This is a genomic window from Sphingomonas sp. SDUR79 (assembly GCF_056821745.1).
On the sequence record NZ_JBPDIN010000001.1, the window covers coordinates 1,481,305 to 1,506,510 of the forward strand.

General features: G+C 66.9%; 27 protein-coding genes. 19 read left to right on the forward strand and 8 right to left on the reverse strand.

The genetic code is table 11. The features are described 5' to 3' along the window. Nucleotides 1-30 precede the first annotated feature (30 nt). Entirely contained in the window at nt 31-1,806 is a 1,776-nt protein-coding gene (locus tag ACRYLO_RS07135) for a DUF4153 domain-containing protein (RefSeq protein ID WP_482659521.1), read from the reverse strand. Between the two features lie 111 nt (nt 1,807-1,917). Here ACRYLO_RS07135 and ACRYLO_RS07140 point away from each other — a divergent pair, with 111 nt between their 5' ends. Next, complete coding sequence (locus ACRYLO_RS07140) at nt 1,918-3,069, forward strand: DUF3089 domain-containing protein (protein ID WP_482659522.1); 1,152 nt, start codon at nt 1,918-1,920, stop codon at nt 3,067-3,069. Then, on the forward strand, nt 3,066-3,527 hold the full coding sequence (gene ruvX / locus ACRYLO_RS07145; RefSeq protein ID WP_482659523.1) for a Holliday junction resolvase RuvX: 462 nt from the start codon (nt 3,066-3,068) through the stop codon (nt 3,525-3,527). The genes ACRYLO_RS07140 and ruvX overlap by 4 nt, the downstream gene beginning before the upstream one ends. Here ruvX and ACRYLO_RS07150 read toward each other — a convergent pair. Further along, nucleotides 3,524-4,291 carry a hypothetical protein gene (locus ACRYLO_RS07150; RefSeq protein ID WP_482659524.1) on the reverse strand — a complete coding sequence of 256 codons (768 nt, stop codon included), beginning with the start codon at nt 4,289-4,291 and terminating at the stop codon, nt 3,524-3,526. The genes ruvX and ACRYLO_RS07150 overlap by 4 nt on opposite strands. A gap of 158 nt (nt 4,292-4,449) precedes the next feature. Here ACRYLO_RS07150 and ACRYLO_RS07155 point away from each other — a divergent pair, with 158 nt between their 5' ends. Continuing rightward, complete coding sequence (locus ACRYLO_RS07155) at nt 4,450-5,442, forward strand: aspartate carbamoyltransferase catalytic subunit (RefSeq protein WP_482659525.1); 993 nt, start codon at nt 4,450-4,452, stop codon at nt 5,440-5,442. Further along, complete coding sequence (locus ACRYLO_RS07160) at nt 5,439-6,647, forward strand: dihydroorotase (RefSeq protein WP_482659526.1); 1,209 nt, start codon at nt 5,439-5,441, stop codon at nt 6,645-6,647. Before ACRYLO_RS07155 ends, ACRYLO_RS07160 begins: the two co-directional genes overlap by 4 nt. Nucleotides 6,648-6,700: 53 nt before the next feature. Here ACRYLO_RS07160 and ACRYLO_RS07165 read toward each other — a convergent pair whose 3' ends face one another. The 3 genes from ACRYLO_RS07165 to ACRYLO_RS07175 are packed head-to-tail and all read right to left on the reverse strand — an operon-like array spanning nt 6,701 to nt 9,296. After that, nucleotides 6,701-8,026 carry an SPOR domain-containing protein gene (locus tag ACRYLO_RS07165; protein ID WP_482659527.1) on the reverse strand — a complete coding sequence of 442 codons (1,326 nt, stop codon included), beginning with the start codon at nt 8,024-8,026 and terminating at the stop codon, nt 6,701-6,703. A 20-nt stretch (nt 8,027-8,046) separates the two neighbouring features. Further along, complete coding sequence (locus tag ACRYLO_RS07170; protein ID WP_482659528.1) at nt 8,047-8,574, reverse strand: hypothetical protein; 528 nt, start codon at nt 8,572-8,574, stop codon at nt 8,047-8,049. Beyond that, the gene (locus ACRYLO_RS07175; protein WP_294017893.1) at nt 8,574-9,296 is read right to left on the reverse strand and encodes a ParA family protein; all 723 of its coding nucleotides are present in this window, start codon (nt 9,294-9,296) and stop codon (nt 8,574-8,576) included. Before ACRYLO_RS07175 ends, ACRYLO_RS07170 begins: the two co-directional genes overlap by 1 nt. A 185-nt stretch (nt 9,297-9,481) precedes the next feature. Here ACRYLO_RS07175 and ACRYLO_RS07180 point away from each other — a divergent pair, with 185 nt between their 5' ends. Next, the gene (locus ACRYLO_RS07180) at nt 9,482-10,495 is read left to right on the forward strand and encodes an SPOR domain-containing protein (RefSeq protein WP_482659529.1); all 1,014 of its coding nucleotides are present in this window, start codon (nt 9,482-9,484) and stop codon (nt 10,493-10,495) included. A gap of 175 nt (nt 10,496-10,670) precedes the next feature. Here ACRYLO_RS07180 and serB read toward each other — a convergent pair whose 3' ends face one another. After that, complete coding sequence (gene serB / locus ACRYLO_RS07185) at nt 10,671-11,549, reverse strand: phosphoserine phosphatase SerB (RefSeq protein WP_482661695.1); 879 nt, start codon at nt 11,547-11,549, stop codon at nt 10,671-10,673. On the opposite strand from serB, the gene miaA reads away from it, so the two are divergent. The 6 genes from miaA to ACRYLO_RS07215 all read left to right on the forward strand — a co-directional run bounded on the left by miaA (nt 11,542) and on the right by ACRYLO_RS07215 (nt 17,904). Continuing rightward, on the forward strand, nt 11,542-12,471 hold the full coding sequence (gene miaA / locus ACRYLO_RS07190; protein ID WP_482659530.1) for a tRNA (adenosine(37)-N6)-dimethylallyltransferase MiaA: 930 nt from the start codon (nt 11,542-11,544) through the stop codon (nt 12,469-12,471). The genes serB and miaA overlap by 8 nt on opposite strands. Before the next feature lie 85 nt (nt 12,472-12,556). Further along, on the forward strand, nt 12,557-14,317 hold the full coding sequence (locus ACRYLO_RS07195; RefSeq protein WP_482659531.1) for an acetolactate synthase 3 large subunit: 1,761 nt from the start codon (nt 12,557-12,559) through the stop codon (nt 14,315-14,317). Between the two features lie 4 nt (nt 14,318-14,321). Next, nucleotides 14,322-14,837, forward strand: a complete 516-nt coding sequence (gene ilvN / locus ACRYLO_RS07200) for an acetolactate synthase small subunit (protein WP_482659532.1) — start codon at nt 14,322-14,324, stop codon at nt 14,835-14,837. Between the two features lie 107 nt (nt 14,838-14,944). After that, on the forward strand, nt 14,945-15,964 hold the full coding sequence (gene ilvC / locus ACRYLO_RS07205; protein ID WP_482659533.1) for a ketol-acid reductoisomerase: 1,020 nt from the start codon (nt 14,945-14,947) through the stop codon (nt 15,962-15,964). A gap of 53 nt (nt 15,965-16,017) precedes the next feature. Next, on the forward strand, nt 16,018-17,478 hold the full coding sequence (locus ACRYLO_RS07210; RefSeq protein WP_482659534.1) for an ABC transporter substrate-binding protein: 1,461 nt from the start codon (nt 16,018-16,020) through the stop codon (nt 17,476-17,478). Nucleotides 17,479-17,508: 30 nt separating this feature from the next. Next, the gene (locus ACRYLO_RS07215; protein ID WP_482661696.1) at nt 17,509-17,904 is read left to right on the forward strand and encodes a DUF4112 domain-containing protein; all 396 of its coding nucleotides are present in this window, start codon (nt 17,509-17,511) and stop codon (nt 17,902-17,904) included. A gap of 11 nt (nt 17,905-17,915) precedes the next feature. On the opposite strand, the gene ACRYLO_RS07220 is transcribed toward ACRYLO_RS07215, so the two are convergent. After that, entirely contained in the window at nt 17,916-18,365 is a 450-nt protein-coding gene (locus ACRYLO_RS07220; RefSeq protein ID WP_294017885.1) for a hypothetical protein, read from the reverse strand. 37 nt (nt 18,366-18,402) lie between these two features. Beyond that, complete coding sequence (gene nadC, locus ACRYLO_RS07225) at nt 18,403-19,248, reverse strand: carboxylating nicotinate-nucleotide diphosphorylase (protein WP_482659535.1); 846 nt, start codon at nt 19,246-19,248, stop codon at nt 18,403-18,405. 136 nt (nt 19,249-19,384) lie between these two features. Here nadC and ACRYLO_RS07230 point away from each other — a divergent pair, with 136 nt between their 5' ends. From ACRYLO_RS07230 to ACRYLO_RS07265, 8 genes are all read left to right on the forward strand, one after another. After that, nucleotides 19,385-19,708, forward strand: coding sequence for a DUF1476 domain-containing protein (locus ACRYLO_RS07230; RefSeq protein WP_482659536.1), 324 nt, complete (start codon nt 19,385-19,387; stop codon nt 19,706-19,708). A 2-nt stretch (nt 19,709-19,710) separates the two neighbouring features. After that, nucleotides 19,711-19,953: a BolA/IbaG family iron-sulfur metabolism protein gene (locus ACRYLO_RS07235; RefSeq protein WP_066661979.1), complete on the forward strand. Its 243-nt coding sequence runs from the start codon at nt 19,711-19,713 to the stop codon at nt 19,951-19,953. A gap of 2 nt (nt 19,954-19,955) precedes the next feature. Then, nucleotides 19,956-20,285 carry a Grx4 family monothiol glutaredoxin gene (gene grxD / locus ACRYLO_RS07240; RefSeq protein WP_482659537.1) on the forward strand — a complete coding sequence of 110 codons (330 nt, stop codon included), beginning with the start codon at nt 19,956-19,958 and terminating at the stop codon, nt 20,283-20,285. Nucleotides 20,286-20,652: 367 nt separating this feature from the next. Next, on the forward strand, nt 20,653-21,021 hold the full coding sequence (locus tag ACRYLO_RS07245) for a BlaI/MecI/CopY family transcriptional regulator (RefSeq protein ID WP_482659538.1): 369 nt from the start codon (nt 20,653-20,655) through the stop codon (nt 21,019-21,021). Further along, nucleotides 21,018-22,613: a M56 family metallopeptidase gene (locus ACRYLO_RS07250; protein ID WP_482659539.1), complete on the forward strand. Its 1,596-nt coding sequence runs from the start codon at nt 21,018-21,020 to the stop codon at nt 22,611-22,613. Before ACRYLO_RS07245 ends, ACRYLO_RS07250 begins: the two co-directional genes overlap by 4 nt. A gap of 144 nt (nt 22,614-22,757) precedes the next feature. After that, a complete protein-coding gene (locus ACRYLO_RS07255) occupies nt 22,758-23,615 on the forward strand; it encodes an MBL fold metallo-hydrolase (RefSeq protein ID WP_482659540.1) in 858 nt (285 codons plus the stop codon). After that, complete coding sequence (locus ACRYLO_RS07260) at nt 23,597-24,337, forward strand: DUF4230 domain-containing protein (protein WP_482659541.1); 741 nt, start codon at nt 23,597-23,599, stop codon at nt 24,335-24,337. Before ACRYLO_RS07255 ends, ACRYLO_RS07260 begins: the two co-directional genes overlap by 19 nt. A 58-nt stretch (nt 24,338-24,395) precedes the next feature. Further along, on the forward strand, nt 24,396-25,169 hold the full coding sequence (locus tag ACRYLO_RS07265; RefSeq protein WP_482659542.1) for a hypothetical protein: 774 nt from the start codon (nt 24,396-24,398) through the stop codon (nt 25,167-25,169). The last annotated feature ends 37 nt before the right edge of the window (nt 25,170-25,206 follow it).

A 25,206-nucleotide genomic window follows, 5' to 3' on the forward strand; every position in this document is an offset into this window, starting at 1 on the left:
GCAGCGACGCCCCCGTTTCAGCAAGCGGGGTTATTCGAACGGATCGCCGACCGGCACGCCGCCAACGAAGACCTGGCGGCGCTGGACGGGGCGGACTTCGATTGCTCCGGACTTCAGCCCGTCGGCTGAACGCGCGCGCGCAGATGGATCAGTCGCGGGGCTCGACACTGTGTTGGCATCGACCCATCGCCCGTTGACTGCGACGTGACGCTGCAAGTCCGCACTCCCTCCGTGACGAGCGGATCCTACCACTTCGAGCTTGGCAACCGGCGTTGCGGTAGACGCAGGCTCGGGTTCGAACTGCGAATGAACAAGCAGGACAGCCTCGTTATCGCCTGGAAGAAATGCGAGCGTGCAGCCCGTATCCCGGCATCGCCAATCGCGCGCAACTGCCTCGCGCAGTTCTGGCGGGAGCTGACGCCCGGCAGGCAAAATGCGCAGCGTCTTGTCGAGCGCCTCTTCGCGAACCGCTTGAGTGCCGTCCGGCGCGTCCCAGCGATACTTGGCCGTCGCAGCTTCAGTCGCCCCCTTGCGGATCCGCGCGTCCTTCGACGTTTTGAACCCATCCAACGCCCGCCGTCCTGGCTCCCCGAAATCGAACGCAAGCGCGCGCCAATCGAACTTCTCGGGCGTCACCTTGCCCGACTCAAGCCGCGCAACCTGATCGCGGGTCGAGATCGCGTTGAAGCTCACCAGCGGCGTTGCCAGCAGCAGTGCAACCCCGCAGACGATCATCGCCAGATGCAGGTTGGCGGGCCGCACCCGCTCCGCCCAGCCGCCGCGCCCGCGGATCACGCTGGCGAGGTACGCGACCGCCACCACGCTCGCGATAACGACAAAGGTCAGGCCCCACAGCCGCTCCGGCGTGAAACCATATTGCCCGATCCGAAGTCCAGTCGCGACGGCGGCGATCCCGACCAGCGGCAGGATCGCCACCGCCAGCACCAAAGCCGCCCAGCGGAGCGCGCGGTTGCGCGGCGCATCATCGCCGCCATTGCCAATCACCGCATTGACCAGCAACAGCGCCCCGACCGCGCAGGCGAGCAGGATCGGCGTCGTCGACTTGGTCGCTTCCCACAAAGGCTGCAGCCCGGTGAACGGCAGCGCGATCAGAAACAGCCCCAGCCCGACCGCCAGCACCGGCGCGAGCACCCCCAGCACCAGCATCGCGACATTTTGGAGCAATCCCACGATCCGCCGCTGTTCGCGCAGCAGTGCGAGGCCCAGCCCGAACGCCAGCCCGACGAGCGGGCGCCAGAACCACTCCTCCCGCAGCAGGTCAGAGAGCAGGTCGATCCCGATCAGGTCGAACAGCGCGGCAAGGAGAAAGGACAGCAGCAGCACCACGCCGACAAACGCCCAGCTGAGGCACCACAGCACCGCATTGGTCCAGGCGTGATCGTGCGCCATAGGATAGGAAATCGGCCGAAACCCGCCCTCACGCCCCGCCTGAAACAGCGGCGCGGCAATCCCGATGGCCAGCGCGAGGCAGACCAGCCGCCACCCCTCGGTCGCGCTCCACCCCGATGTCGCCCCGTTGAAATAGAGGATCAGCGCCGCGACCGCGCCACATCCGACCGCGAACGCCGCCGAGCGAATCAGTTCGGTACGGATCACGACGAACCCGAACAGGATCGCCGACACGCTGACAAAGCTGAGCAGCGCGAGCCGCAGGGCGCTGATCTCGGGCTGATAGCCGGTCCCGACGATCCAGTGCACGATCAGGCCCGCCGCGAGCCCCAGCCCGGCAAGGATCGGCGGCAGCAGCGGCCAGCGCTCGTCCCGTTGTTCGACCGCTTCACTCATCCCCTGCCCCCTCGATTGCGTTCGCCAAGGTTGCATCCTTCGCAACCATCGCGCAACGGAAAGCGATTGCCCGGCAGCGGCTCATGCTGCATTGCACAATGGAGAGCCGACGTGGCGCGTAAGTTCCTCTATCTCGTGGCGGTGTTGATCGTGCTCGCGCTTGCCGGCCATTTTGCATTCCAGTTCTGGGGCGTTGCTCTGACCCGCCAGTTCATGGTGCCAACCGGGAAATACGAATCGCAGGCCGCGCTCCCCGCCGACAGCTATGCCCGCCCCGAGATGTGGCTCGCGCGGCCCGACCGACCGGGCAACCCGGCGCTGTGGACGCCCGAAGGGATCAAGCCGGCAGCCAAGCCGGAGGCTGCGGTGTTCTTCATCCACCCCACCTCCTACCTCAACCGCGCAAAGTGGAATGCGCCGCTGGATGACAAGGAGGCGAATGACCGCGCCAAGCTGTTCCTGCGTGGCCAGGCGAGCGCGTTCAACGGCGCGGGGGCGATCTGGGCGCCGCGCTATCGTCAGGCAACGTTTGGCGCATTCCTCACGACCAAGGCGGACGCGCAACAGGCGCTCGACCTCGCCTATCGCGACATCACCGCCGCCTTCGACCAGTTCCTCAAGGAAGCGGGCGACCGCCCGATCATCCTCGCCGGGCACAGCCAGGGTGCGCTCCACCTCACCCGCCTGTTGCACGACCGCGTGGCGGCCAAGCCGCTCGCGAAGCGGATCGTCGCGGCCTATGTCGTCGGCTGGCCCGTGTCCAAAACAGCGGACCTTCCTGCGCTCGGCCTGCCCGAATGCACCGCCGCCGATCAGAGTGGCTGCATCCTGTCGTGGCAGAGCTTCGCCGAACCCGCCGATCCTTCGCTGATCCTCGACACCTTTGACGCCTCGAACGGCTTCACCGGCACCCCGCGCAATGGCAGCGCGATGATCTGCACCAACCCGGTGACCGGCAGTCCGGCGGCGAGCGAAGCGGCAATGTTCGATGTCGGCAATCTCGTCCCGGCTGCGGACCTGTCCTCGGCCACGCTGACCAAGTCTGCGACGGCGTTACGCTGTGACGGGCGCGGGTTCCTGATGCTCGGCACGGTGCCGTCGGGGGTTGGCGGCCAATATGTCCTCCCCGGCAACAATTATCATGTGTTCGACTATACGCTGTTCTGGAGCAATGTTCGCGCTGATGCGGAGCGACGGCTGACCGCGCATCGCGCGCAACGAACCAGCTGGATCGATCTGTTCGCGCGCCGGGCGGTGGGATGATCACCACCGACGCTGCCGTGTTCCGGGACGCCCTTCCCGCCGGCGGGCGGCTGCTCGGCCTCGATGTCGGGACCAAGACGATCGGCACCGCGCTGTGCGATGCCGGCTGGTCCTTTGCCAGCCCCGCGCATTTGATCAAGCGCACCAAGTTCACCGCCGACAAGGCAGAACTGGTGGCGCTGATCGGCCAGCAACAGGTTAAGGGGCTGGTCATCGGCCTCCCCCTCAACCTCGACGGGACCGACAGCCCGCGCACCCAGTCCACCCGCGCCTTTGCCCGCAACATGGACGACCTCGACCTGCCCATCTTCCTGTGGGACGAACGCTGGTCTACCGCTGCGGTCGAACGCCAGATGATCGCCGAAGACCTCTCCCGCGCCAAACGCGCCGAACGGGTCGACAAGCTCGCGGCAAGCTACATCCTGCAAGGCGCGATCGACGCGCTCGCGACCGGTTAACCGTCGACTTCGCGCGGCCGCACCAGTCCGCCGCGATCGAAGCGTGCGATCAGCCCGTCCAAAGTCCGCGCCGCCATCTCCCCGCGCGGCCGATTGCGATAGTCCGGCGAGTCGGGATCGGCGCGGTGCAGCCGTTGACCGAAGCGCTGAATATCGATGGCCAGCGTATCGGCATGTTCGGCGGCCGCCGCGAGCTTCGCACCGTGCGCACCGCGTCGCATCCGCCGCCCCAATCGGCGCAATGTCGCGCGGTTGGCTTCTGCCGCGACCGCGAAAGAGTCGCTCAGTCGCTGCAAATCCTCAAGATAGCGGAACGACACCACCTGTCCGGGCCGAAACCCAAGTTGATCGTCGCCATAGGCGACATTGCTGCCCACCCGGACCACCGCCTCGCGCAGATACAGTGCCGTCACTTCGCGCATCGTCGATGCCGCAACATCGCAGAATCGGGTCGTTGCCAGAATGGCAGGCGCCGTCCGCGCATCCACCGCATGGCCCAGAATCGCACATTTGTGGCGCAGCTGGCCCGCAACCTCGGCCTGACGCGCAATCGCCCGCCGCACCCGGGTCAGCCGCTCCAGCGGCGAAGCCTGATTTTCTCGGAACAACTCCCGCGATAGTGCGACCGCCGCCTGCGCCGTTTCGCCATGCGCCTCAAGCGCGGCATCGAGCAGCAGCCTGCGCAGCCCCGCCCAGCGCCACCGATCGACAATCCAGCTCCATAGCGGCACCGCGATGACCAGCAACGCGAGCTGTGCGGTCATGAACGTGATCACCACCGCCGGCGCGTCGGCAAGCCAAGTTTGCCATTGTCCCAACATCACGCCCCCCCGGCTCGCGATTTCTCATCGAATAGGGGCGAATTGCTTCAAGTGCACGACGCCTTGCGCCCGCCGCCCCGCCCCGCTAACCGGCACCTTTAATGCAACCGCCGATCGATCATCGCCCCGGCGCCCAGATTCAGGGGCGCGCCGTGTTTCCGCACGCGCACCTCACGGGCATTTCCGGGCTTCAGCCGCACGAAATCCTGTTCCTGCTCGACGAAGCGGAACAGTGGATCGAGGCGAACCGCAACCGCGCGCCCAGCGACCATCGCCTCGATGGGCTGACCCAGATCAATGCGTTCTTCGAAAACTCGACCCGCACGCTGCTGAGCTTCGAAATCGCAGGCAAGCGGCTCGGCGCGGACGTCGTCAACATGCACGCCGCGCAATCGAGCGTGAAGAAGGGCGAGACGCTGATCGACACCGCGATGACGCTCAACGCGATGCGCGCGGACGTGATCGTGATCCGACACATGAGCTCGGGCGCGGTGCAGTTGATCGCCGATAAGGTCGATTGCCCCGTGCTCAACGCCGGCGACGGCAGCCATGAGCATCCGACTCAAGCGCTACTCGACGCGCTCACCATCCGTCGCCGCCGGGGCGCGATTGCGCATCAGCGCGTGGTGATCTGTGGCGACATTCTGCACAGCCGTGTCGCGCGCTCGAACATCCTCGCGCTGACCGCGCTGGCGGCAGAGGTACGCGTGGTCGCCCCGTCGACGCTGATGCCCGCCGCGATCGAGAAGATGCACGTCACCCCCTTCACCGATTTCGATGCGGCGCTGGAGGGGGCGGATGTGGTGATGATGCTGCGGCTGCAGAATGAACGCATGTCGGGGGCGTACATCCCCTCGACCCGCGAATATCACCTCAATTACGGGCTGACGCTCGAACGGCTGAAGCGCGCCAAGCCCGATGCGCTGATCATGCACCCCGGCCCGATGAACCGCGGAGTCGAAATCGACTCGGTCGTCGCCGACCTGCCCGGCCGCTCGGCGATCACCGAACAGGTCGAGATGGGCGTGGCGGTGCGGATGGCGTGCCTCGATGTGCTGACCCGACGCGCGCGCGGCGTGGAGGGCTGGGCATGAACCGCATCTTCCGCAACGCCCGGCTAATCTGTACTGAGAACGGCGAGCGCAGCGGCGACCTGTTCGTCACCGATGAGCGGATCGTCGATACCGCACCCGACGGGGCCGAGGTGATCGACTGCGGCGGCAAGCTGCTCGCCCCTGCGCTAACCGATCTTGGCGTGTTCGCGATGGACAAGGCGGCGTGCCGCGCGGGCGGGATCGCGCGCATCGGCCTGATGCCCGACCAGTCGCCTGTGCTCGACGGCCCCGGCCTGGTCCAGCGCGCTGCCGACATGGGCAAGCCCGAGCTGTGGGTCCACCCGATCGCCGCCGCGACGCGCGGGCTGGAGGGGACCGACCTCGCCGAATATGCCACCAATGCCGGAGCAGGCGCACGCGCCGTCGGCACCGGTCGCGGCTGGATCGCGGACAGCGGCGTCATGCGCCGCGTGCTCGGCTATGCGCGCGATTGCGGGCTGGTCGTCATCTCGCACCCCGAAGACGCCGGACTGACCCGGAATGCCGTGGCAACGGAAGGCGAAACCGCGACCCGGCTCGGCCTCCCCGCCGCGCCCGCGATGGCTGAGGCGCTTGCGGTCCAGCGCGACCTGACCCTGGCCGAAGCGACCGGCGCAGCGCTGCATTTCCGTCAGCTCACCACCGCCGCCGCGTTCGACCTGGTCCGCGCCGCCAAGTCGCGCGGCGTACGCGTCACTTGTGGCATCACCCCGGCGCACCTGCTGCTGTCCGACATCAACCTGTCGGACTTCCGCACCTTCGCGCGCCTCTCGCCCCCGCTGCGCGACGACAGCGACCGCCATGCCGCGCTCGCCGCGCTGGCAGACGGGACGATCGATGTGCTGTGTTCAGGCCACGATCCGCGCGGGCCGGAGGAAAAGCGCCTGCCCTTCGCCGATGCGACGCCGGGCATGGCCGGTGCCGCGACACTGCTGACGCTGGGGCTGGGCCTCGTCCGTGAGGGGCATCTGACGCTCGACCGCCTGTTCGCGCTCGTTGCGCGCAACCCGGCGCGGATCCTCGGCATCGACACCGGCACGCTCGCGCCCGGCATGCCCGCTGACCTGGTGCTGGTCGATCCCGAAGTGCCGTGGCAGATCGTCGCCGACACCATGCCCGGCAAAGCTGGCAATACCCCGTTCGACGGCCTCCCGGTCCAGGGCAAGGCACTCCGCCTGTTCAAGGGCGGCAGCGAGGTCCACTGACACGAAAAGGGCCGGGAGTGACCCCGGCCCCTGGCTATTCCTGATTGGTGGCGTCAGCGCAGCCAGCTGGCCTTCTTGTCGCCCGCAGCCGGACGCACAAAGCAATTGCCGCCGTCACTGCGAACTTCACGGCACAGCGCATCGGCATCGGCACGGGCAAGCCCGCCGACCGACAGCCGCTGGAACGCGCCCGCCTTGGTCGAAACCCCGGCGCTCGCTGGAGTCAGTCCCTTGAGCTGCGGTGTGCGGCGGATCATCCGCCCCCATGCATCGCGCGCGACACCGATGCTGTCAAAAGCGCCGAGCTGAACATACCAGCTGCCCTTGGCGAAGCGCTGGGTCGAAGGCACATCGACCCGGACCGGCTTGATTGCACCGACGCTGGCGACCGACGTTTCGGCACGCACGGCGCGGGTCGGAACCGCCTGGACGATTTCCTGGCGCGGGCCAAAGACGATCTGCTGACCGCTCGGCGCGGTGACTGACGGACCCTGCGTGACTTCTGCAGCCGCCACATCCGCCGACGTTGCGGCTGCCGCTGCCGCCACCGCCTCGACCGGCGCAGGGCCGGGCATATAGGTTTCGACCGGATCGGCGACGCGGGTCGCGGCAACCGCACTGGTCATCGAATGCGCCAGCGCCAGCCGTTCGGGCTGGCCGTTGTCGGCGATCGGCGTAACGCCCAGCAGCGAGGCAACCTGATCATAGGCGTTCTGCGGCCGCGCAAAGCTCGCCCATTGCAGCATGCGGCCATCGACCTGATCGGGCGAGAGGTCGAGCGCGGCAATCGCCCGTGCCTGCGGCCACTGTCCTGCCAGCGCGAGGCTGAGCGCAAGATTCTGGCGCGTCTTGGCGTCGGCACCCGGCTGGCGCGCAATCTCCATCAGCAACGCCACCGCACCGGCCGGATCGCCCGCCAGGGCCATGGCGAGGCCACGGTCGCTCGCCGGGATGGTCGCGCTATGCGTCGCCAGGGTCTGGCGCGCGACGTCCCACTCGCCGGTCGCGATCTGCGCCAGCGCGAGGTTCAGCGCGGTGCGGCCATTGGCCGGATCGAGCGAAAGCGCCTCGTTCAGCGCCTGCGCCGCCGACACGAAGCGGCCTGCGAACAGATAGGTTTCGCCCAGCAGCTTGCGATATTCGCCATTGCGCGGATCGAGCGTGACCGCCGCCTCGGCATGCGTCACCGCCTTCTGCCCCTCACCCTTTTTCAGGGCCTTGGTGGCGGCGGCCGCTTCCTTGGCGGCGCGGCGCAGATCGGCGGTTTCAACGCCGCCGCTTGCGACGGCGAGTCCGCCGATCAGCGTCGGGCCACCGACGATCGGTGCGCCCAGCACCAGTGCAGAGACCGAAATGGTCAGGATACGACGAAGGTTCATGGCGCTCATTCCCCCAAAAATCAGCGAGCCTTGCCCGCAGGCAGCCGGTCAACCAGCGCCCCCAGTTCGGGCAGAGACTCGAGAAACACGTCCAGCGCCTCAGTGACGAGCAGCTGGGCCGATCGGCCCGTAACCGCCGACGCCAGGCGCAGCTTTAAATGACGTTCATGGTCGAGCCGCAGCGTGAAGGCGGCCTTGCCCTTGCGCGACGCGACCTCGCGCCCGATCCGGGCGGCGGTGGCGGTCGATACCGGACGTGCCGGCGCTTCAGGCTCAGAGATGTGCGCAACCGGTGCGGGAGCGGGATGCGACTCGGGCGCAAATTCCTCGACCAGTGTCTGGCGCTGCGTCAGCACCGGCGGCACCGGTTCGAACACCGGCGCGGGCGCGGGGATCTCGCCGCCCATGTCGTTCCAGCCGAGATCGTCGAGCGAGGTGCCCGGATCGAGGCCGACGAACCCCTGAGGGCGCATGGCGGGACGCGCCTGACCCTTGCGGGCGAGCAGGCCCGAAGACAGCGACGCGGCGGGCTTGGCAGAACCGAACATCAGCTCACCACCCGGCGGCCAAAGCCACCCTGCGGTCGGCCGGCAAAGGCGGCATGGGGCGCGGCCGCAACCGCGGGCGCGCTGAACACTGTGCGGCGGAAATTCTTCTCCAGCCGGTCATTGATATAGGCCCACAAAGCCGTCACCTCGGCGGCGGACTTGCCGTTGGGATCGACCTCCATCACCGTGCGCCCGTCGATCATCGACGCGGCGAAATCGGTGCGGTGATGCAGCGTTACCGGCGCGACCGTGCCGTGCTGCGACAGCGCGACGGCGGCTTCGCTGGTAATCTTGGCCTTGGGCGTGGCGGCGTTGACGACGAAGATCAACGGCTTGCCCGCGCGGTCGCACAGGTCGACCGTGGCACCCACGGCGCGCAGGTCATGCGGGCTCGGGCGGGTCGGAATGACGATCAGCTCGGCAACCTGGATCACGCTCTGGATCGCCATGGTGATTGCAGGCGGGGTGTCGATCACCGCCAGGCGGAACCCCTGCTGGCGCAAGACCTCAAGGTCAGCGGCGAGCCGGGCGACCGTGGTCTGCGCAAAAGCGGGGAAATCCGTCTCACGCTCGTTCCACCAATCGGACAGCGACCCTTGCGGATCGATGTCGATCAGAACGACGGGGCCATGGCCGGCCCGCTGCGCCTGCACCGCCAGGTGCCCGCTCAGCGTGGTCTTCCCCGAACCACCCTTTTGTGATGCCATCGCAAGTACGCGCATCGACCCCTCGAAAAAATCCCGGTTACCCAGATTTGGGGATGCCACCGGGAAGCTAAGAAGGGGTTAATACGGTAGTGATGCGGGGAATTGTCCCATGCCGGGCTTAACCAAAGCGCAAGCATATCTTGGCCATGCCATGGTTAACTGGCATTATCCAAGCGTGGCGGGATCGGGGAACTGACGGAATGAAGCACATGATCTGGGCGGCGGCGGCGGTCGGCGCGATGCTGGTCGGCGCGCCGGCATATGCACAGGCGGATGTGAAGACCGGGGTCGAGGCATGGCAGCGCGGCGATTATCGCGCGGCGGTCGCACAATGGCGCGGTCCGGCGGTCGCGGGCGATGCCGATGCCCAATTCAACATGGGCCAGGCGTACAAATTTGGCCGCGGCGTCCCCGCCGATCTCGCTCAGGCCGAGGAATGGTATCGCAAGGCCGCGCTGCAGGGACACCCGCAGGCCGAGGAAAATTACGGGCTCGCGCTGTTCGAAAATGGCAAGCGGCTCCAGGCTGCCGAATGGCTTGAAAAGGCCGCCGCCCGCGGTGCGCCGCGCGCGCAATATGTGCTGGGCACGATGTTGTTCAACGGCGATGCCGTGACCAAGGACTGGGTCCGCGCCTATGCCCTGATCGTCCGCGCCGCAGCGCAGGGTCTGCCGCAGGCATCGACGTCGCAGGCGCAGATGGACGGCTATATCTCTTTGGCCGACCGGCAAAAGGGGCTGGAACTTGCGCGCGTTTATGAACGCGACGCCGGTCGTCCGAGCATCGCCGCCGCGCAATCGCCACGCGGCACCCAGCCGCCCGCAGCGATCGGCCGGACGCAGCTCCCGCCATCTACGGCATATCAACCCCGCGACCCGATCCCGGCCCCGACCCAGAGCGCCGAAGTCCGCCCCACCCCGCCGATCGTCCGCCCGGCACCGAAACCGACGCCCAAGCCGGCGACGCCAGCCCCCGCGCCCACCGCAACCGCCGCAATCCGCGACGGCGGCTGGAAGCTGCAGCTCGGCGCGTTCGGCGAACCGGGCAATGCGCAAAAGCTGTGGTCGCAAGTCAGCGGCCGCTTCCCGGGCCGCAAGGTCAGCTATGTGAAATCGGGCCGCCTGACCAAGGTGCTGGTCGGGCCCTTCGCCTCCAGCGCCGAAGCGGGCGCGGCGTGCCGCGGGCTAAGCCCCTGCGTACCGGTGCGGGAGTAGATCTCATTCCTCCCCCGCGCAGCAGGGGAGGTGGCAGCGCGCAGCGCTGACGGAGGGGCCGCCCCGCAGAGGGCGGAATTTTGCCAAGCTGTGTTCGGCCGTCTGCGCGGTAGCCCCTCCACCACCGCTTCACGGCGGTCCCCCTCCCCTGAGACAAGCTCAGGATAGGAATAGGTCACTCCACCCACTCGCGCCGCGCAATCCCCTGCGCGTAGAGCAACGCGGTCAGGTCGCCATGGTCGATCCGCGCGCCCGCCGCCGCCGCAACGATCGGCTTGGCGTGATAGGCGACGCCCAGCCCCGCCTTGCGGATCATCGCCAGGTCATTCGCACCATCGCCAACCGCCATCGTCGCCGAGGCGTCCAGCCCCAGCTCCGCCATCGCACCGAGCAGGGTTGTTTCCTTGGTCGATGAATCGACGATCGGCTTGGTCACCGCGCCGATCAGCGCATCGCCCGCGATCAGGAGCTCATTGGCGATCACGCGGTCGAAGCCGATCTGCGCGCCCACCGGCTCGGCAAAGCGCGTGAAGCCGCCCGACACCAGGATCGCCGTCGCGCCGCGCGCCTTCATCGTCTGCACCAAAGTCCGCGCGCCCGGCATCAGCCGCACCCGCTCGGCAAGGCAGCGGTCGATCGCGTCGGCGCCCAGCCCCTTGAGCAGCGCCACCCGCGCATCCAGCGCCTCGGCAAAATCCAGCTCGCCGCGCATCGCAGCTTCGGTCACTTCGGCGATCTGCGCCTTGATCCCGGCATAGTCAGCCAGTTCATCGATGCACTCGACCGTGATCATGGTGGAGTCCATATCGGCGACGATCAGCGCCTTCTCGCGACCTTCCGCAGGCTGAACGACCACATCGACCCGGTCGAACGCCCCCTCCAGCGCCGCCCGCGCCGCATCGGGGTCGGCATCGAAGAACAGGTCGCTCGCCTTGTCCTCGTCCAGCGTCTCGACGCCGCGCGGCGCGCACCCGGCATCGCTCAGCTTGTCCAGCGCGGAGGAAATATCCGCCGCGTCGAGCCGATCCGCTGCTATCAGCGTCGCGATGAACATGCCGCACTCCTCCAGGCCAAGGGTCGCGCTCATTGCAGGACCGACCGCCAGCGGCAAGTCCGCTTTGGCAATCGCACTGGCACAGGCGACCGGCGGGACGGTGATCAACGCGGATTCGGCCCAGGTCTATGCCGAACTGCGCGTGCTCAGCGCGCGGCCCTCGGCGGAGGAAGAGGCACAGGCCGCGCACCGCCTGTTCGGCCACGTCACCGGCACCGACGATTATTCCGCCGCGCGCTGGGCCGCAGAAGCCAAGGCGGAGATCGCAGCGGCGCAGGAGCGTGGCAGCCTGCCGATCCTCGTCGGCGGGACCGGCATGTATATCCGCACCCTGCTCGACGGGATCGCCCCGGTCCCCGGCATCGACCCCGCAATCCGCGCCGAGGTACGCGCGCTACCGGTTGCCGAAGCCCACGCGCTGCTGGGCAAACGCGACCCCGAAGCCGCCGCACGGCTCGCCCCCGCCGACACCACCCGCGTCGCCCGCGCGCTCGAGGTGGTCACCGCCACCGGCCGCACGCTTGCCGGGTGGCAGCGGGCCAAGGTCGGCGGCATCGGGGATCAGATCGACCTCGCCCCGCTGATCCTCCTACCCGACCGTAGCTGGCTCACCGAGCGTTGCGACCGCCGCCTTGCCGGGATGTTCGACGCAGGCGCGATCGACGAGGTCGCCGCCCTGCTCTCCCGCGACGATATCCCTCCCGAAGCCCCGGTGCGCAAGGCGATCGGTGTGCCGGAGATCGCCGCGATGCTCGCCGGCGAAATCGGGCGTGCCGAGGCGCTTGAGCGCGCACAAGCGGCGACCCGGCAATATGCCAAACGGCAATATACCTGGCTGCGTCACCAGCCGCCGCCCGATTGGCCGCGCACTGATGCGACAGATATTATCAATCGAATGCCACATTTCGCACGAATCGTATAAAAACAATTCTTGACACGCATCATTCATACGCATAGCAGCGCGCTTCCCCCATCGCATTGCACTGCGGCAAACAAGGAGACCTGACGTGGCCGAGAAAAGCGGAGCCGATATCCTGATCGAGGCGCTGGTCGACCTCGGTGTGGAGGTCGTGTTCGGCTATCCGGGCGGCGCGGTGCTCCCGATTTACGATGCGATCTTCAAGCAAAAGAAGATCCGCCACATCCTCGTCCGCCATGAACAGGCGGCGACGCACGCGGCGGAGGGCTATGCCCGCTCGACCGGCAAGCCCGGCGTCGTGCTCGTCACCTCCGGCCCCGGCGCGACCAATGCGGTCACCGGCATCACCGATGCACTGATGGATTCGATCCCGATGGTCGTCATCACCGGCCAGGTTCCGACGCACCTGATCGGCAGCGACGCGTTCCAGGAAGCGGACACCGTCGGCATCACCCGCCACTGCACCAAGCATAATTATCTGGTGAAGGACCCCGCGCAGCTCGGCGCGGTGGTGCATGAGGCGTTCCATATCGCAACCTCCGGCCGCCCCGGCCCGGTCGTGATCGACATCCCCAAGGACGTCCAGATCGCGACCGCGCGCTACAGCAAGCCCGGCCCGATCCAGCACAAGACCTATCGTCCGCAGGTCAAGGCCGACAAGGCGCTGATCGAGGCGGCGGTCGAGATGCTGGCGGCGGCGGAGCGACCGATCTTCTATACCGGCGGCGGCGTCATCAACTCCGGCCCCGGCGCGTCACAGCTGCTGCGCGAGCTGGCGAAGATCACCGGCGCGCCGGTGACGTCGACGCTGATGGGTCTGGGTGCCTTTCCCGCTTCGTCCGACCAGTGGCTCGGCATGCTCGGCATGCACGGCACCTATGAAGCCAATTATGCGATGAACCAGGCCGACCTGATCATCGCCGTCGGTGCGCGCTTCGATGATCGCGTGACCGGACGGCTCGACGCCTTCGCGCCCCACTCAAAGAAGATCCATATCGACATCGACCGTTCGTCGATGAACAAGACGGTGCGGGTCGACCTGCCCATCGTCGCCGATGTCGGCCACGCGCTGGAAGACATGGTTCGCATCTGGAAGGCGCGCCAACACCCCAAGCCCGATCTCTCCGAATGGTGGCGCCGCATCGAAGGATGGCGCGCGGTCAAATGCCTCGACTTCCCGGAGGAAGGCGCCGGCATCGACGCCAACACGATCATGCCGCAACGCGCCGTCCGCGCCTTGTGGGAGGCAACGCGCGATCAGGCCCCGATCATCACGACCGAGGTTGGCCAGCACCAGATGTGGGCGGCGCAGCACTTCCACTTCGAAAGCCCGAACAAGTGGCTGACCAGCGGCGGTCTCGGCACGATGGGCTATGGCCTGCCTGCCGCGATCGGCGCGCAGCTGGGCAACCCCAATGCGCTGGTGATCGACATCGCCGGCGAAGCGTCGATCCAGATGAACATCCAGGAGCTGGCAACCGCGACCCAGTACCGCCTGCCAGTCAAGATATTCATCCTCAACAACGAATATATGGGGATGGTCCGCCAGTGGCAGGAACTGACCTATTCCAGCCGCTATTCGGAAAGCTACAGCGACTCGCTGCCCGATTTCGTGAAGCTCGCCGAAGCCTATGGCTGGAAGGGCATTTTGATCGAGCATCGCAGCGATCTGGAACGCGGCATTCAGGACATGCTGGCCTATGACGGGCCAGTGATCGTCGATTGCCGCGTGGCAAAGCTCGCCAACTGCTTCCCGATGATCCCGTCGGGTGCCGCCCATACCGACATGCTCCTCCAGGCCGCCGAAGTATCCGGCGAAATGGACGACGAAGCCAAGGCGCTGGTTTAAGCTCATGCACATCAAGGAAGAAAAGGCCGAGCGGCACACGCTCGCCGTGATCGTCGACAACGAACCGGGCATCCTCGCCCGGATCGCCGGCCTGTTCACCGCGCGCGGCTACAATATCGAGAGCCTGACGGTGAGCGAGATTACCGACGACAAGTCGGTCAGCCGCATCACCATCGTCACCAGCGCCAGCCCGCACGTGCTGGAGCAGATCGTGTCGCAGCTCGATCGCCTCGTGCCGGTGCACAAGGTGCGCGACCTCACGGCTGAGGGCGATCATGTCGAGCGTGAGCTGGCACTGGTGAAGGTCGCGGGCACGGGCGATCACCGGATCGAGGCGCTGCGCCTCGCCGATGTCTATCGCGCGCGGGTCGTCGATGCGACGACCTCCAGCTTCGTGTTCGAAGTGACGGGCAGCACCGAAAAGATCGACAAGTTCATCGAACTGATGGGCGAAGTCGGCCTGATCGAAGTCGCCCGCACAGGCATCGTCGCCATCGCGCGGGGGCGTGAGGCGGCTTAGGCCTCAAAAGAATTTCGTCATCCCCGCGCAGGCGGGGATCCATTATCACTGGCGTTGGCGAGAATGGATTCCCGCCTGCGCGGGAATGACAAGGGGAAACCTAGAACATGCGTGTCTATTACGATCGTGACGCCGACCTGAACCTGATCACGGGCAAGAAGATCGCCATTGTCGGCTATGGTTCGCAGGGCCACGCCCATGCCCAGAACCTGCGTGACAGCGGCGTGGCCGAAGTCGCCGTTGCGCTGCGCGCCGGTTCGGCGACCGCCAAGAAGGCCGAAGGCGCAGGCTTCAAGGTCATGTCGACCAAGGAAGCGGCCGCATGGGCGGACATCTTGATGATTCTCGCCCCCGACGAGCATCAGGCCGCGATCTGGGCCGACGACATCGCCGGCAACATGAAGCCGGGCGCCGCGCTCGCCTTCGCCCACGGCCTTAACGTCCATTTCGGCCTGATCGAGCCGCCGGCAGACATCGACGTGATCATGATCGCGCCCAAGGGCCCCGGCCACACCGTGCGCAGCGAATATGTCCGCGGCGGCGGCGTCCCCTGCCTGATCGCGATCCATCAGGACGCGACCGGCAACGCACATGACGTCGCGCTCGCTTATGCCTCGGGCGTCGGCGGTGGCCGGTCGGGCATCATCGAAACCAACTTCAAGGAAGAGTGCGAAACCGACTTGTTCGGTGAGCAGGCCGTGCTGTGCGGCGGCATCACCCATTTGATCCAGGCCGGGTTCGAAACGCTGGTCGAGGCGGGCTATGCTCCCGAAATGGCCTATTTCGAGTGCCTGCACGAGACCAAGCTGATCGTCGACCTGCTCTATGAAGGCGGCATCGCCAACATGCGCTATTCGATCTCGAACACCGCCGAATATGGTGACATCAAGACCGGCCCGCGCATCATCACCGACGAGACCAAGGCCGAAATGAAGCGCGTCCTCGCCGACATCCAGTCGGGCCGCTTCGTCAAGGACTTCGTGCTCGACAACCGCGCCGGCCAGCCCGAACTGAAGGCCAGCCGCAAGGCCGCCGCCGCACATCCGATCGAGCAGGTCGGCAGCGAGCTGCGCGCGATGATGCCGTGGATCGGTGCGAACAAGCTGGTCGACAAGGAAAAGAACTAACTCCGGAGCGGGGCGGGGTTGGCTTCCCCGCCCTGCCTCCATAAAGCTGGGGCATGCGCTCCCCTGCCCTGCCCTTCGCCGTCGCGCTCGCGCTGATCGCTGGCGGCTGTCAGGAGCGCCGTCCCGATGACGTGCCGGTCATCGTAAGCGCCATTGGCGGCCAGGCGACGTTACGCGATCCCGCGCGCGGCCCGCTCGACTTTCCTGACGCCGTCCTGCTCGGCGCCACCGCGCAGGGGCTGGTACGGTTCGACGCCAATGGCGGCATCGAGCCCGGCGTTGCGGAACGCTGGATCGTCAGCGACGAAGGGCGCAGCTACATCTTCCGTATCCGCAATGCCGAATGGCCCGACGGAACCAAAGTGACCGCCGCCGACGTCGTCGCGAGCCTGCGCGCAGCCATCGCGCCCAGCGCACGCTCACCCTATGCGCCGTTCGTCGCCGTCATCGACGAAATCGTCGAAATGACCCCGCAAGTGATCGAGGTAAGGCTGGACCATCCCCGCCCGGACCTGCTCAAGCTGTTCGCCCAGCCCGAATTTGCCATTCTGCGCCGCCCCCGCATCGCGGGAACGGGGCCGCTCCGTGCTGACGCCGAAGGCGGCGGCAGTCCGCTGCTCCGCCCTGTGCCAGATCCTTATGCGGTCATCGAAAATGCCGCCGCGCCCGAAGCTGCAGACAATGTGCGCCTCATCGGCGAACGCGCGGCGATCGCGCTGGCGCGGTTCGCAGCGCGCGAGTCTGACCTGATCCTCGGAGGCAGCTTTCACGACTGGCCCCTGCTCGACCATGCGGGGGTCGCGCCAGCCAATCTGCGCGTCGACCCCGCTGCCGGACTGTTCGGGCTGGCGATCGTATCGGAAGAAGGCTTCACCGCCGATCCGGCCAATCGCGCGGCGCTGGCCATGGCAATCGACCGCGCGGCGCTCACTGCGCGTTTCCGCCCTGAATGGACACCGGTTGAAACGCTGCTGCCCGCTCAACTCGACTCGGCTGCAGCGCCCGCCGCTCCGGCATGGCTTGCGCAATCGCTGGACGCGCGGCGCATCCTTGCGCGCAATCGGGTTGCCGCGTGGCGCGCCGCCAATCCCGACGCATCGCCGGTCATTCGCATCGCAATGCCGCGCAGCCTCGGGACGAAGCTGCTCTGGTATGGCCTCGTGCGCGATCTGCGCGCGATCGGCCTCCAGCCAGCCTGGGTGGAGGAACGCGCGGACGCCGATCTGCGGCTGATCGACGCGGTCGCGCCCTATGACAGTGGTCGCTGGTATCTTGCCACCGCCTGCCGCCAGTGCCCCGACGATCTGGCTGCGGTGATCGACGCGGCACGCGATGCGCCAACCCTTGCCGACCGTGCACGGCGCATCGCAGAAGCGGACCTCGCGCTTACGGCCGCGCATCGCTATATCCCGATCGCACAACCGCTGCGCTGGTCGGTGGCGGCGCTCAGGCTCAGGGCGTTTCAGACAAACCCCCGCGCCTGGCACCCGCTGACCCATCTGCGCGAACGATAAGGGAGGACCGACGTGGCCAAGGCGACCCGCATGCAACGCATCCCCGGCTTTCCGGTCGGTCGCGACCCTCATTCGGTGCGCCAGCGCGTCATCGCGATGGAAAAGCTGCTGGAGCGCAGCTTCACCATTCCCGGCACGCGCCAAACCGTCGGCCTTGATGCGCTGATCGGCCTGATCCCGGTCGGCGGCGATGTGATCGCAGCGGCGATGGGCCTCTACATGATCTGGGAGGCGCGAAATATCGGCATGTCGCGCGGCGCGATGCTGCGCATGGCCGGCAATGTCGGCTTTGACTGGCTGCTCGGCCTGATCCCGGGCGTGGGTGACGTCGCCGACTTTTTCTACCGCTCAAATTCGCGCAACTTGCGCATCATCAAGCGGCATCTCGACAAGCACCACCCGGCGACCGCGACGATCGACCGCTAGCCCCGATTTGGTCAGGCGACCGGCGGGGGCGGCGGCACGCTTCCGTCGCTCGCGCGGAACCACGCAGAGGCGTCGGACCGGAACAGCATCCAAACCGCGACCGCGTTGAGCGCAAAGGTCACCACGTTCAGCACGACTGGCAAAATGCCCGTCCGCTCAAACCCCGCGAGGGTAAAGGGCAGTCCCACCGCCGAAAGTCCGAAAAAGGCGACGATGATCCACTTTGCGACCTCGCTCGCCTTGCGCGCAGTGAAATACCAGAGCAGCAACGACACGAACAACGCAAACAGGGTAAGGCCGATCAACAGCCCGCGCATCGCCGGGATCATCTCTGGCATTTGCGCAAATGACGTTTCGACGGCGGCGATCTGCGTCCCCCAGCCAAGCGCCGTATTGATGCCCCACACGGCGATCGACGCCAGATAGGCCTGTTCGAACCGAATGATCGACTGCGGTCGCATGCTATTGCCTCCCCCTGAGTATCCTAAATGCTAAGCGTCAGGCGGGCGCGAAGTCCAGCCCGATATCGACCGCCGGTGCCGATTGGGTCAGGCGCCCGACGCTGACATAGGTGACCCCGGTTGCGGCAATCGCGGCGATCGTGTCCATGCGGACCCCGCCTGACGCCTCGGTCGGCACGCGGCCGGCGACCAGCGCGACCGCCTCGCGCAGCAGCGTCGGCCCCATATTGTCGAGCAACAGGTGCGTCGCCCCCGCCCCCAGCGCGGGTTCGATCTGCTCGATCCGGTCGACCTCGACGATGATCGCGCCGATCCCCGCGCGCACCGCACGCGCCACCGCCTCCTCAACCGATCCGGCGACAGCGACATGATTGTCCTTGATCATCGCCGCATCCCACAGGCCCATGCGATGGTTCTGCGCCCCGCCCATTCGGGTCGCATATTTTTCCAGCCGGCGCAGACCCGGGATGGTTTTGCGCGTGTCCAGCAATGTCGCGCCACACCCCGCCATCGCGTCGACATAGGCGCGCGTCATCGTCGCAATCCCGGAGAGATGCTGGACCGTATTGAGCGCGGAGCGCTCGGCGGTCAGCAACGCGCGCGCATTGCCGCGCAGCCGCATCAGGTCGCTTCCCGCCGCAGCCGCGTCACCCTCGGCCACGAGAATCTCGATTTCCACCGCCGGATCGAGCGCGCGGAAAAACGCAGCAGCGATCGGAAGCCCGGCCACGACCACCGCGTCGCGGCTGTCCATCACCCCGTCGAATACCGCATCGGGCGGGATGACCGCGTTCGCGGTTAAGTCACCGGAACCCACATCCTCAGCCAGTGTGGCGGACACGAACGCGTCGAGATCGAACCCATCGAGCTGAAAGACGGACATGCTGACTCCTCAATCCTGCACCGCCGCCTATCGCCCCCGGCCGGTGGGGGCAATGTCGGTCAGCGCCCTCGCGCCCGTTGCCATGCGCGCGGGCCGCCCCTATTTCCATGGAGAAACACTTTTAGGGGTAAGCGACATGACCACCTTCGACGACCGCGAGCGCGCGTTCGAAGCCAAATATGCCCGGGACGAGGAAATGGCGTTCCGCGTGACCGCGCGCCGCAACCGCCTGCTCGGCCAATGGGCGGCGGCGAAGATGGCGCTGACCCCGGAAGAGACTGACGCCTATGCCAAGGCCGTGGTCCAGGCCGATTTCGAGGAATCGGGCGATGAGGACGTCATCCGCAAGCTGCTCGGCGATCTGACAGCCGCCGGGATCGAGGTTGACGACGCGGCTGTGCGCGCGGCAGTCGAGGCAATGACGGTCGAGGCCCGCCGCCAGCTGATGGAAGCGCAGTAATCATGCCAATGGCGGCGAGCGAGATCGAGGCGCTGATCCGCGCCGGCATCCCCGACGCGGCGGTCGAGATCACCGACCTGGCCGGGGACGGCGATCATTATGCCGCGCGCGTGACCAGTGAGAGTTTCCGGGGAATGCCGCGCGTGCGGCAACACCAGGCCGTATATGCCGCGCTTGGCGGTCGGATGGGCGGCGTGCTGCACGCGCTCCAGCTGACCACCGCCGTGCCGGCAGGGAGTGAATGACCATGACCGACGATACCAACGCCCGCATCCAGACCCTTGTCGATTCGAACGACGTGCTGCTGTTCATGAAGGGAACGCCGCTGTTCCCGCAGTGCGGCTTCTCCAACCGCGCCGTGTCGATCCTCAACCATCTCGGCGTCGAATTCGGAAGTGTCGACGTACTGCAGGATCAGGAGGTCCGTCAGGGCATCAAGGCGTTTTCAGACTGGCCGACCATCCCTCAGCTCTATGTGAAGGGTGAGTTTGTCGGCGGGTCGGACATCATGATGGAAATGTATGAGAGCGGCGAACTTGCCCAGCTGCTCGACGACAAAGGCGTCGCCGCGGCCTGATCTGCGGCGATCCTGATTGCGCGGGCCGCCAGCGTGCGGCCCGCTGCTTCGGCGTGCACCGCCGGCCAATGCACTCGATATCGCTACAACGGGAAAGGGCGGATGGCTCGAAAGCCACCCGCCCCTGAAGCGTCGCACCTGACGGTGAACACATATGCGTGAAGTGTTGCACCGCGCGTGCCAGATCGCGCGACCCACGCATTTCCGCGCGTGACGCTGGTTAACCAAATCCGCCGCTACGCAAAGCTGTCAGCTTTTCCGACACCTGCGTCCACCCCACGCAGCCTGAACATCATTCATCGCGCGTTCAGCCCATTGACTACAGATGTGATCGAAGCGATTACACCCGTAGTCAAAGAGGGACGCAATGACCGAGCGAATCAGCGAAGCCGAACATGCGGTGATGGAGGTGCTGTGGGACGAATCCCCGCTCGCCGCCCAGGATGTGGTCGAGCGCGTCGCCCCGGCGCGCGGCTGGAGCGCCAATACGGTCAAGACGTTGCTTGGCCGCCTGCTCGCCAAGAATGTCATCGCCGCCGATGAGGATGGCCGCCGCTATCAGTACCGCCCGCTGGTCGAGCGCGGCGACTATGTCGAGGGTGAATCGCGCCGCCTGATCGACCGGCTGTTCGGGGGCAAGCTCACCCCGCTGGTCGCGCACCTCGCCGAGCGCGACGCGCTGACCGATCAGGACATCGCCGAGATCGAAGCCCTGCTGAAGGAGATCAAACAATGATCGCCTGGATGGTCGAAACCTGCATCGCCACCACGCTGCTGATGCTGCTGGTCCTCGCGCTGAGAAAGCCCGTCCGCGAACAATTCGGCCCCAACATCGCCTATGCGCTGTGGCTCTTGCCCGTGCTGCGACTATTGATGCCGCCCTTGCCCGGCGCGTGGAGCTTCACCGAACAGCTCGGCGGGCTGACCGCGTCGGCAGAAGCTCCCGCCGCCGCACCCGCCAGCACCCAGGCTATCATCGACCAGGCGGTGCTTCAGGCCCATGCCGACATGGCCGGCAGCGCGACGACCACGGTAGCGGAGACCAGCGTGATCATGTCGAGCGGCCCCAGCCTGCTGCTCGTCCTCGGCGCAATCTGGGCCGCTGGTGCGATCGGTTTTCTGCTGTGGCATATCGTGTCGCACAGCCGCTTCTGCGCCAATCTGATGCGCAAGGCCGAAATTCGCCGCACCGTCGCCGACGGGCGCGTCCATGTCATCGAAACCGACGCCGCAACCGGCCCGCTCGCCTTCGGCATCTGGCGCAAATATGTCGCGTTTCCGCGGGATTTCGCGGAGCGTTATGACCCGGTCGAGCGCAACCTCGCGCTTGCCCATGAACTCGGGCACCATCTTCGTGGTGACCTGATCGCCAACTGGATCGCGCTGGTCGTGCTCGCGCTCCATTGGTTCAACCCGGTCGCTTGGCGGGCGTTCCGCGCCTTCCGCGCCGACCAGGAACTGGCCTGCGACGCCCTAGTGCTCTCAGGCCGCGCACCGGCGCTGCGCCATGCCTATGGCCGCGCCATCGTCAAGTCCGCGCATGGGGGTGCGGTCTCGGCAGCTTGCCACCTACACACCGTCAACGAACTAAAAGGGAGGCTCAAAATGCTCTCGAAACACAATCCCAAGTCGCGTGCCCGTGTCACCACCGGAATTGCTGGCGCCGCGGCGCTGACCCTCGCCGGCCTTGCACTCACCGCCTCGGGTGCCGGCGCCGCCATTGCTCAGGCCGACGTGCCGACGCCGCCCGCCGCGCCCGAGGCCCCGGCTGCACCGACCGCACCATCCGCACCGACGGCTCCCGAAGCGCCTTCCGCGCCCGACGCTCCTGAAGCGAGCAAGGAAACGCGCGTCCACCGCATCGTCATGGTCGAACGCAAGGACGGCAAGGACAAGGACGGCAAGACCGTCAAGCACGAGACCCGCGTCATCCGCATGAAGGGCGACGGCAAGGAGTTCGTCTGGACCGGCGACATGGACATCGATGTTGACGTCAAGTCGATGAAGTGCGGCGGATCGAAGGATGACTCGGTCAAGGTCGAGAAGCGCGACGGCGACAAGCGGATCGTCGTGCTCTGCACCGACCGCATCGAAATGCGGGCCGATGCGGCCGCGGCCAAGGCCAAGGGTGCCGAGGCGCTCGCGCGCCGCGCCCAAGTCTTTGCCATCGCCAGCGCCGACATGGGCAAGCGCCACGCCATGATGGGCCTGAAGATGGCCCGGCGCTCGATCGAGGAACAGACCGACCTGGGCGCCGAACAAAAGGCCGCCGCGCTCAAGGGCATCGATGATGCGGTGCGCGAGCTGGAGGCCGCCGACAAGAACTGATCGCAAAGCGGACCACCGCGCGGCAGCCCATCGCCGCGCAGTGGCTCGACCAGGGCCGGCCGCGACCCCCTTCACGCGGCCGGCCCGTTCGCGTGTGCGCCTTCCGGGGTTGTGCGCGCCGCGACGAACCGCCATTTCAAGGCGATGGACGAAGCGACAACTGGCGTGGCGATACAGCTCGAACCGCTGGTGGCACGCGTTCTCGCGGCCAATCCCTCCCCCTTCACTTACACCGGCACCCAGACCTATCTGGTCGGAACCAGCGACGTCGCGGTGATCGACCCCGGCCCCGATCTGCCCGAGCATCTCGATGCCTTGGTCGCCGCAATCGCCGGTCGCCCGGTCCGCGCGATCCTCTGCACCCACACCCATCGGGACCACAGCCCAGCCAGCCGTCCGCTCGCCGCCGCCACCGGAGCGCCGATCATCGGCTGCGCTCCCCTCGCGCTCGACGATGACGGGCCGCGCTCCGACGCAGCCTTCGACCGCGACTACGTCCCGGACCGGGTGTTGGCGGACGGGGAACGCGTGTCCGGCACGGGCTGGACGCTCGAAGCGGTCGCGACCCCCGGCCACACGTCCAACCATCTCTGCTTCGCACTGCGCGAGAGCGGCGCATTGTTCACCGGCGACCACATCATGGGCTGGTCGACCAGCGTCGTCGCACCGCCCGACGGCGACATGGGTGCCTATATGGCCAGCCTCGACAGGCTGCTCACCCGCGATGACCGCGTTTACTACCCCGCCCATGGGCCGGAAGTGACCACCCCCCACCGCCTGGCGCGCGGAATGATGGGCCATCGCAAGCAGCGGGAGGGCCAGATCCTGCGCCTGATCGACCAGCAGGTTGGCGCGATCCCCGACATGGTGACACGCATGTATGTCGGTCTCGACCCGCGTCTCACCGGAGCGGCCGGTCGCTCGGTGCTGGCGCATCTGATCGACCTGCAGAACCGCGGGCTGGCGAAGGAGGAGGACGGCCAATGGCTAAGAACAGCGTGACGGACCGCCCGCTGCGCATCCTGCTGGCAACCGCCGCGCTCGCGGTCATCGCCGCAACCGCGTGGATCTCATGGGATCGCTTCGCCGAAACGCGGCTCGAAACCCTGCCCGCCGATGGCGGTGACCCGGTGACTCAGATCGTCACCGCGCGCCTCGATGGTGCAGGAACGCTCAAGGTCGCCGAGCTGACCGGCACGGTCCAGGCGACCGCGTCCGACACCCGCGCCCTTGGCCTCTTGCGCAGCGATCAGGTCGTGAAGATGCCCTATTCGGTCAGCTATTTCGTCGATGTGTCGCGGCTGAATGCGGATGATCTGCAATGGAACGGCCAGACGCGCACGCTGATCGTCGACGCGCCCGACGTCACCGCCGCCCCGGCCAACACCGACGAAGGCCGCCGCACCCTGGTCGAAACCAAGGGGCTGTTCGTCACGCGCGAAGCCGCCGAGGCGCTGAGCAAGAGCACCTCCGCCCGGGCGACTGCGGTGGCCGAGCGCGAGGCGAAGAGCCCCGAGCGTATGGCGCAGGCGCGCGAACTCGGTCGCACAGCCATCGCCCGCCTGCTCGCCCAGCCGCTCGCCGCAGCGGGAATGGGCGAGGTGCGGGTGGTCGTCACCTTCCCGCCGGAGCGGGCGCTGCGCGACGGCGAACGCTGGGACATGTCCAAACCAGTCGATCAGGTGCTGCGCGAACGCGCGGAGCGTGAGGGCGCGACAAAATAGTTATGAAGCGACGGCAGGCATGTTATGTCGCACCCGAAACTTTATCGGGGCGGACACTATGGCTACCCATGCACGAGCGGGTCTGATTTCAGCGCGGGACGATGGGTTCTTCCTGTGGGGCGGGCTCGCCATGGCCGCGATTATCGCGGCCGGATTTATCTTCTTCATCGCCATGGGCATTTCCAGCTTCCGTGCGCCGCTGGTCGTCCATGCCCATGCCGGCGTATTTTTCGGCTGGGTCACCATCTATGTCCTCCAAACCGTGCTCGCGACACGGGGCGGCCTGACGCTGCATCGCCGCCTCGGCTGGATCGGCGCGGTCTGGTTGGCAGTGATGGCGATCGTCGGCCCGCTGGTCGCGGTCGAGGCGATCCGCCTCGGTCGCGCCGCGCCAATCTACGAGCCAGCCTTTTTCCTCGTCATGGCGCCCCTTACCGTCTGGACCTTTGTCGGGCTGTCGACCGCCGCCATCATCATGCGACGGCGCACCGACTGGCACAAAAGGCTGCATTTTGCCGGGATGGCGGTACTCACCGGGCCCGGCATTGGCCGCCTCTTTCCGATGCCGCTGGTGATGCCGCATGCAGCGATCGTTGAGTTTGGGCTGGTCATGCTTTGGCCGCTCGCTGGCATGACGTGGGACCTGCGCAAGCATGGCCGGATTCATCCCGCCTGGCTGTGGGCAGTTGCCGCAGCTGTCGCGATGCGCGCGCTGTCGAACCTCATCGCCTATAGCCCGGTCGGCTTGTCGCTGTTCGAAGCCGTGACGACCGGCCAGCCGGGCGGTGCGCTTGCGCCCTACGCCTTCCCGCCGATGCCGCCAATGGGTTGAACCGCGTGCCGGACAAGGCCATGTGAGGCCCGAATCA

Bases quoted from the DNA above. Each gene is read 5' to 3' on its own strand.
- nadC (WP_482659535.1), bottom strand. From the start codon at position 19,248: ATGTCCGTCTTTCAGCTCGATGGGTTCGATCTCGACGCGTTCGTGTCC.
- ACRYLO_RS07220 (WP_294017885.1), bottom strand. From the start codon at position 18,365: ATGCGACCGCAGTCGATCATTCGGTTCGAACAGGCCTATCTGGCGTCG.
- grxD (WP_482659537.1), top strand. From the start codon at position 19,956: ATGACCGACGATACCAACGCCCGCATCCAGACCCTTGTCGATTCGAAC.
- ACRYLO_RS07165 (WP_482659527.1), bottom strand. From the start codon at position 8,026: ATGAACCTTCGTCGTATCCTGACCATTTCGGTCTCTGCACTGGTGCTG.
- ACRYLO_RS07260 (WP_482659541.1), top strand. From the start codon at position 23,597: ATGGCTAAGAACAGCGTGACGGACCGCCCGCTGCGCATCCTGCTGGCA.
- ACRYLO_RS07160 (WP_482659526.1), top strand. From the start codon at position 5,439: ATGAACCGCATCTTCCGCAACGCCCGGCTAATCTGTACTGAGAACGGC.
- ACRYLO_RS07150 (WP_482659524.1), bottom strand. From the start codon at position 4,291: ATGACCGCACAGCTCGCGTTGCTGGTCATCGCGGTGCCGCTATGGAGC.
- ACRYLO_RS07135 (WP_482659521.1), bottom strand. From the start codon at position 1,806: ATGAGTGAAGCGGTCGAACAACGGGACGAGCGCTGGCCGCTGCTGCCG.
- ACRYLO_RS07155 (WP_482659525.1), top strand. From the start codon at position 4,450: ATGCAACCGCCGATCGATCATCGCCCCGGCGCCCAGATTCAGGGGCGC.
- ACRYLO_RS07230 (WP_482659536.1), top strand. From the start codon at position 19,385: ATGACCACCTTCGACGACCGCGAGCGCGCGTTCGAAGCCAAATATGCC.
- ACRYLO_RS07180 (WP_482659529.1), top strand. From the start codon at position 9,482: ATGAAGCACATGATCTGGGCGGCGGCGGCGGTCGGCGCGATGCTGGTC.
- ACRYLO_RS07215 (WP_482661696.1), top strand. From the start codon at position 17,509: ATGCAACGCATCCCCGGCTTTCCGGTCGGTCGCGACCCTCATTCGGTG.
- ACRYLO_RS07170 (WP_482659528.1), bottom strand. From the start codon at position 8,574: ATGTTCGGTTCTGCCAAGCCCGCCGCGTCGCTGTCTTCGGGCCTGCTC.
- ilvN (WP_482659532.1), top strand. From the start codon at position 14,322: ATGCACATCAAGGAAGAAAAGGCCGAGCGGCACACGCTCGCCGTGATC.
- ACRYLO_RS07255 (WP_482659540.1), top strand. From the start codon at position 22,758: ATGGACGAAGCGACAACTGGCGTGGCGATACAGCTCGAACCGCTGGTG.
- ACRYLO_RS07265 (WP_482659542.1), top strand. From the start codon at position 24,396: ATGGCTACCCATGCACGAGCGGGTCTGATTTCAGCGCGGGACGATGGG.
- serB (WP_482661695.1), bottom strand. From the start codon at position 11,549: ATGTTCATCGCGACGCTGATAGCAGCGGATCGGCTCGACGCGGCGGAT.
- ACRYLO_RS07210 (WP_482659534.1), top strand. From the start codon at position 16,018: ATGCGCTCCCCTGCCCTGCCCTTCGCCGTCGCGCTCGCGCTGATCGCT.
- ACRYLO_RS07175 (WP_294017893.1), bottom strand. From the start codon at position 9,296: ATGCGCGTACTTGCGATGGCATCACAAAAGGGTGGTTCGGGGAAGACC.
- ACRYLO_RS07250 (WP_482659539.1), top strand. From the start codon at position 21,018: ATGATCGCCTGGATGGTCGAAACCTGCATCGCCACCACGCTGCTGATG.
- ACRYLO_RS07235 (WP_066661979.1), top strand. From the start codon at position 19,711: ATGCCAATGGCGGCGAGCGAGATCGAGGCGCTGATCCGCGCCGGCATC.
- ACRYLO_RS07245 (WP_482659538.1), top strand. From the start codon at position 20,653: ATGACCGAGCGAATCAGCGAAGCCGAACATGCGGTGATGGAGGTGCTG.
- ruvX (WP_482659523.1), top strand. From the start codon at position 3,066: ATGATCACCACCGACGCTGCCGTGTTCCGGGACGCCCTTCCCGCCGGC.
- miaA (WP_482659530.1), top strand. From the start codon at position 11,542: ATGAACATGCCGCACTCCTCCAGGCCAAGGGTCGCGCTCATTGCAGGA.
- ilvC (WP_482659533.1), top strand. From the start codon at position 14,945: ATGCGTGTCTATTACGATCGTGACGCCGACCTGAACCTGATCACGGGC.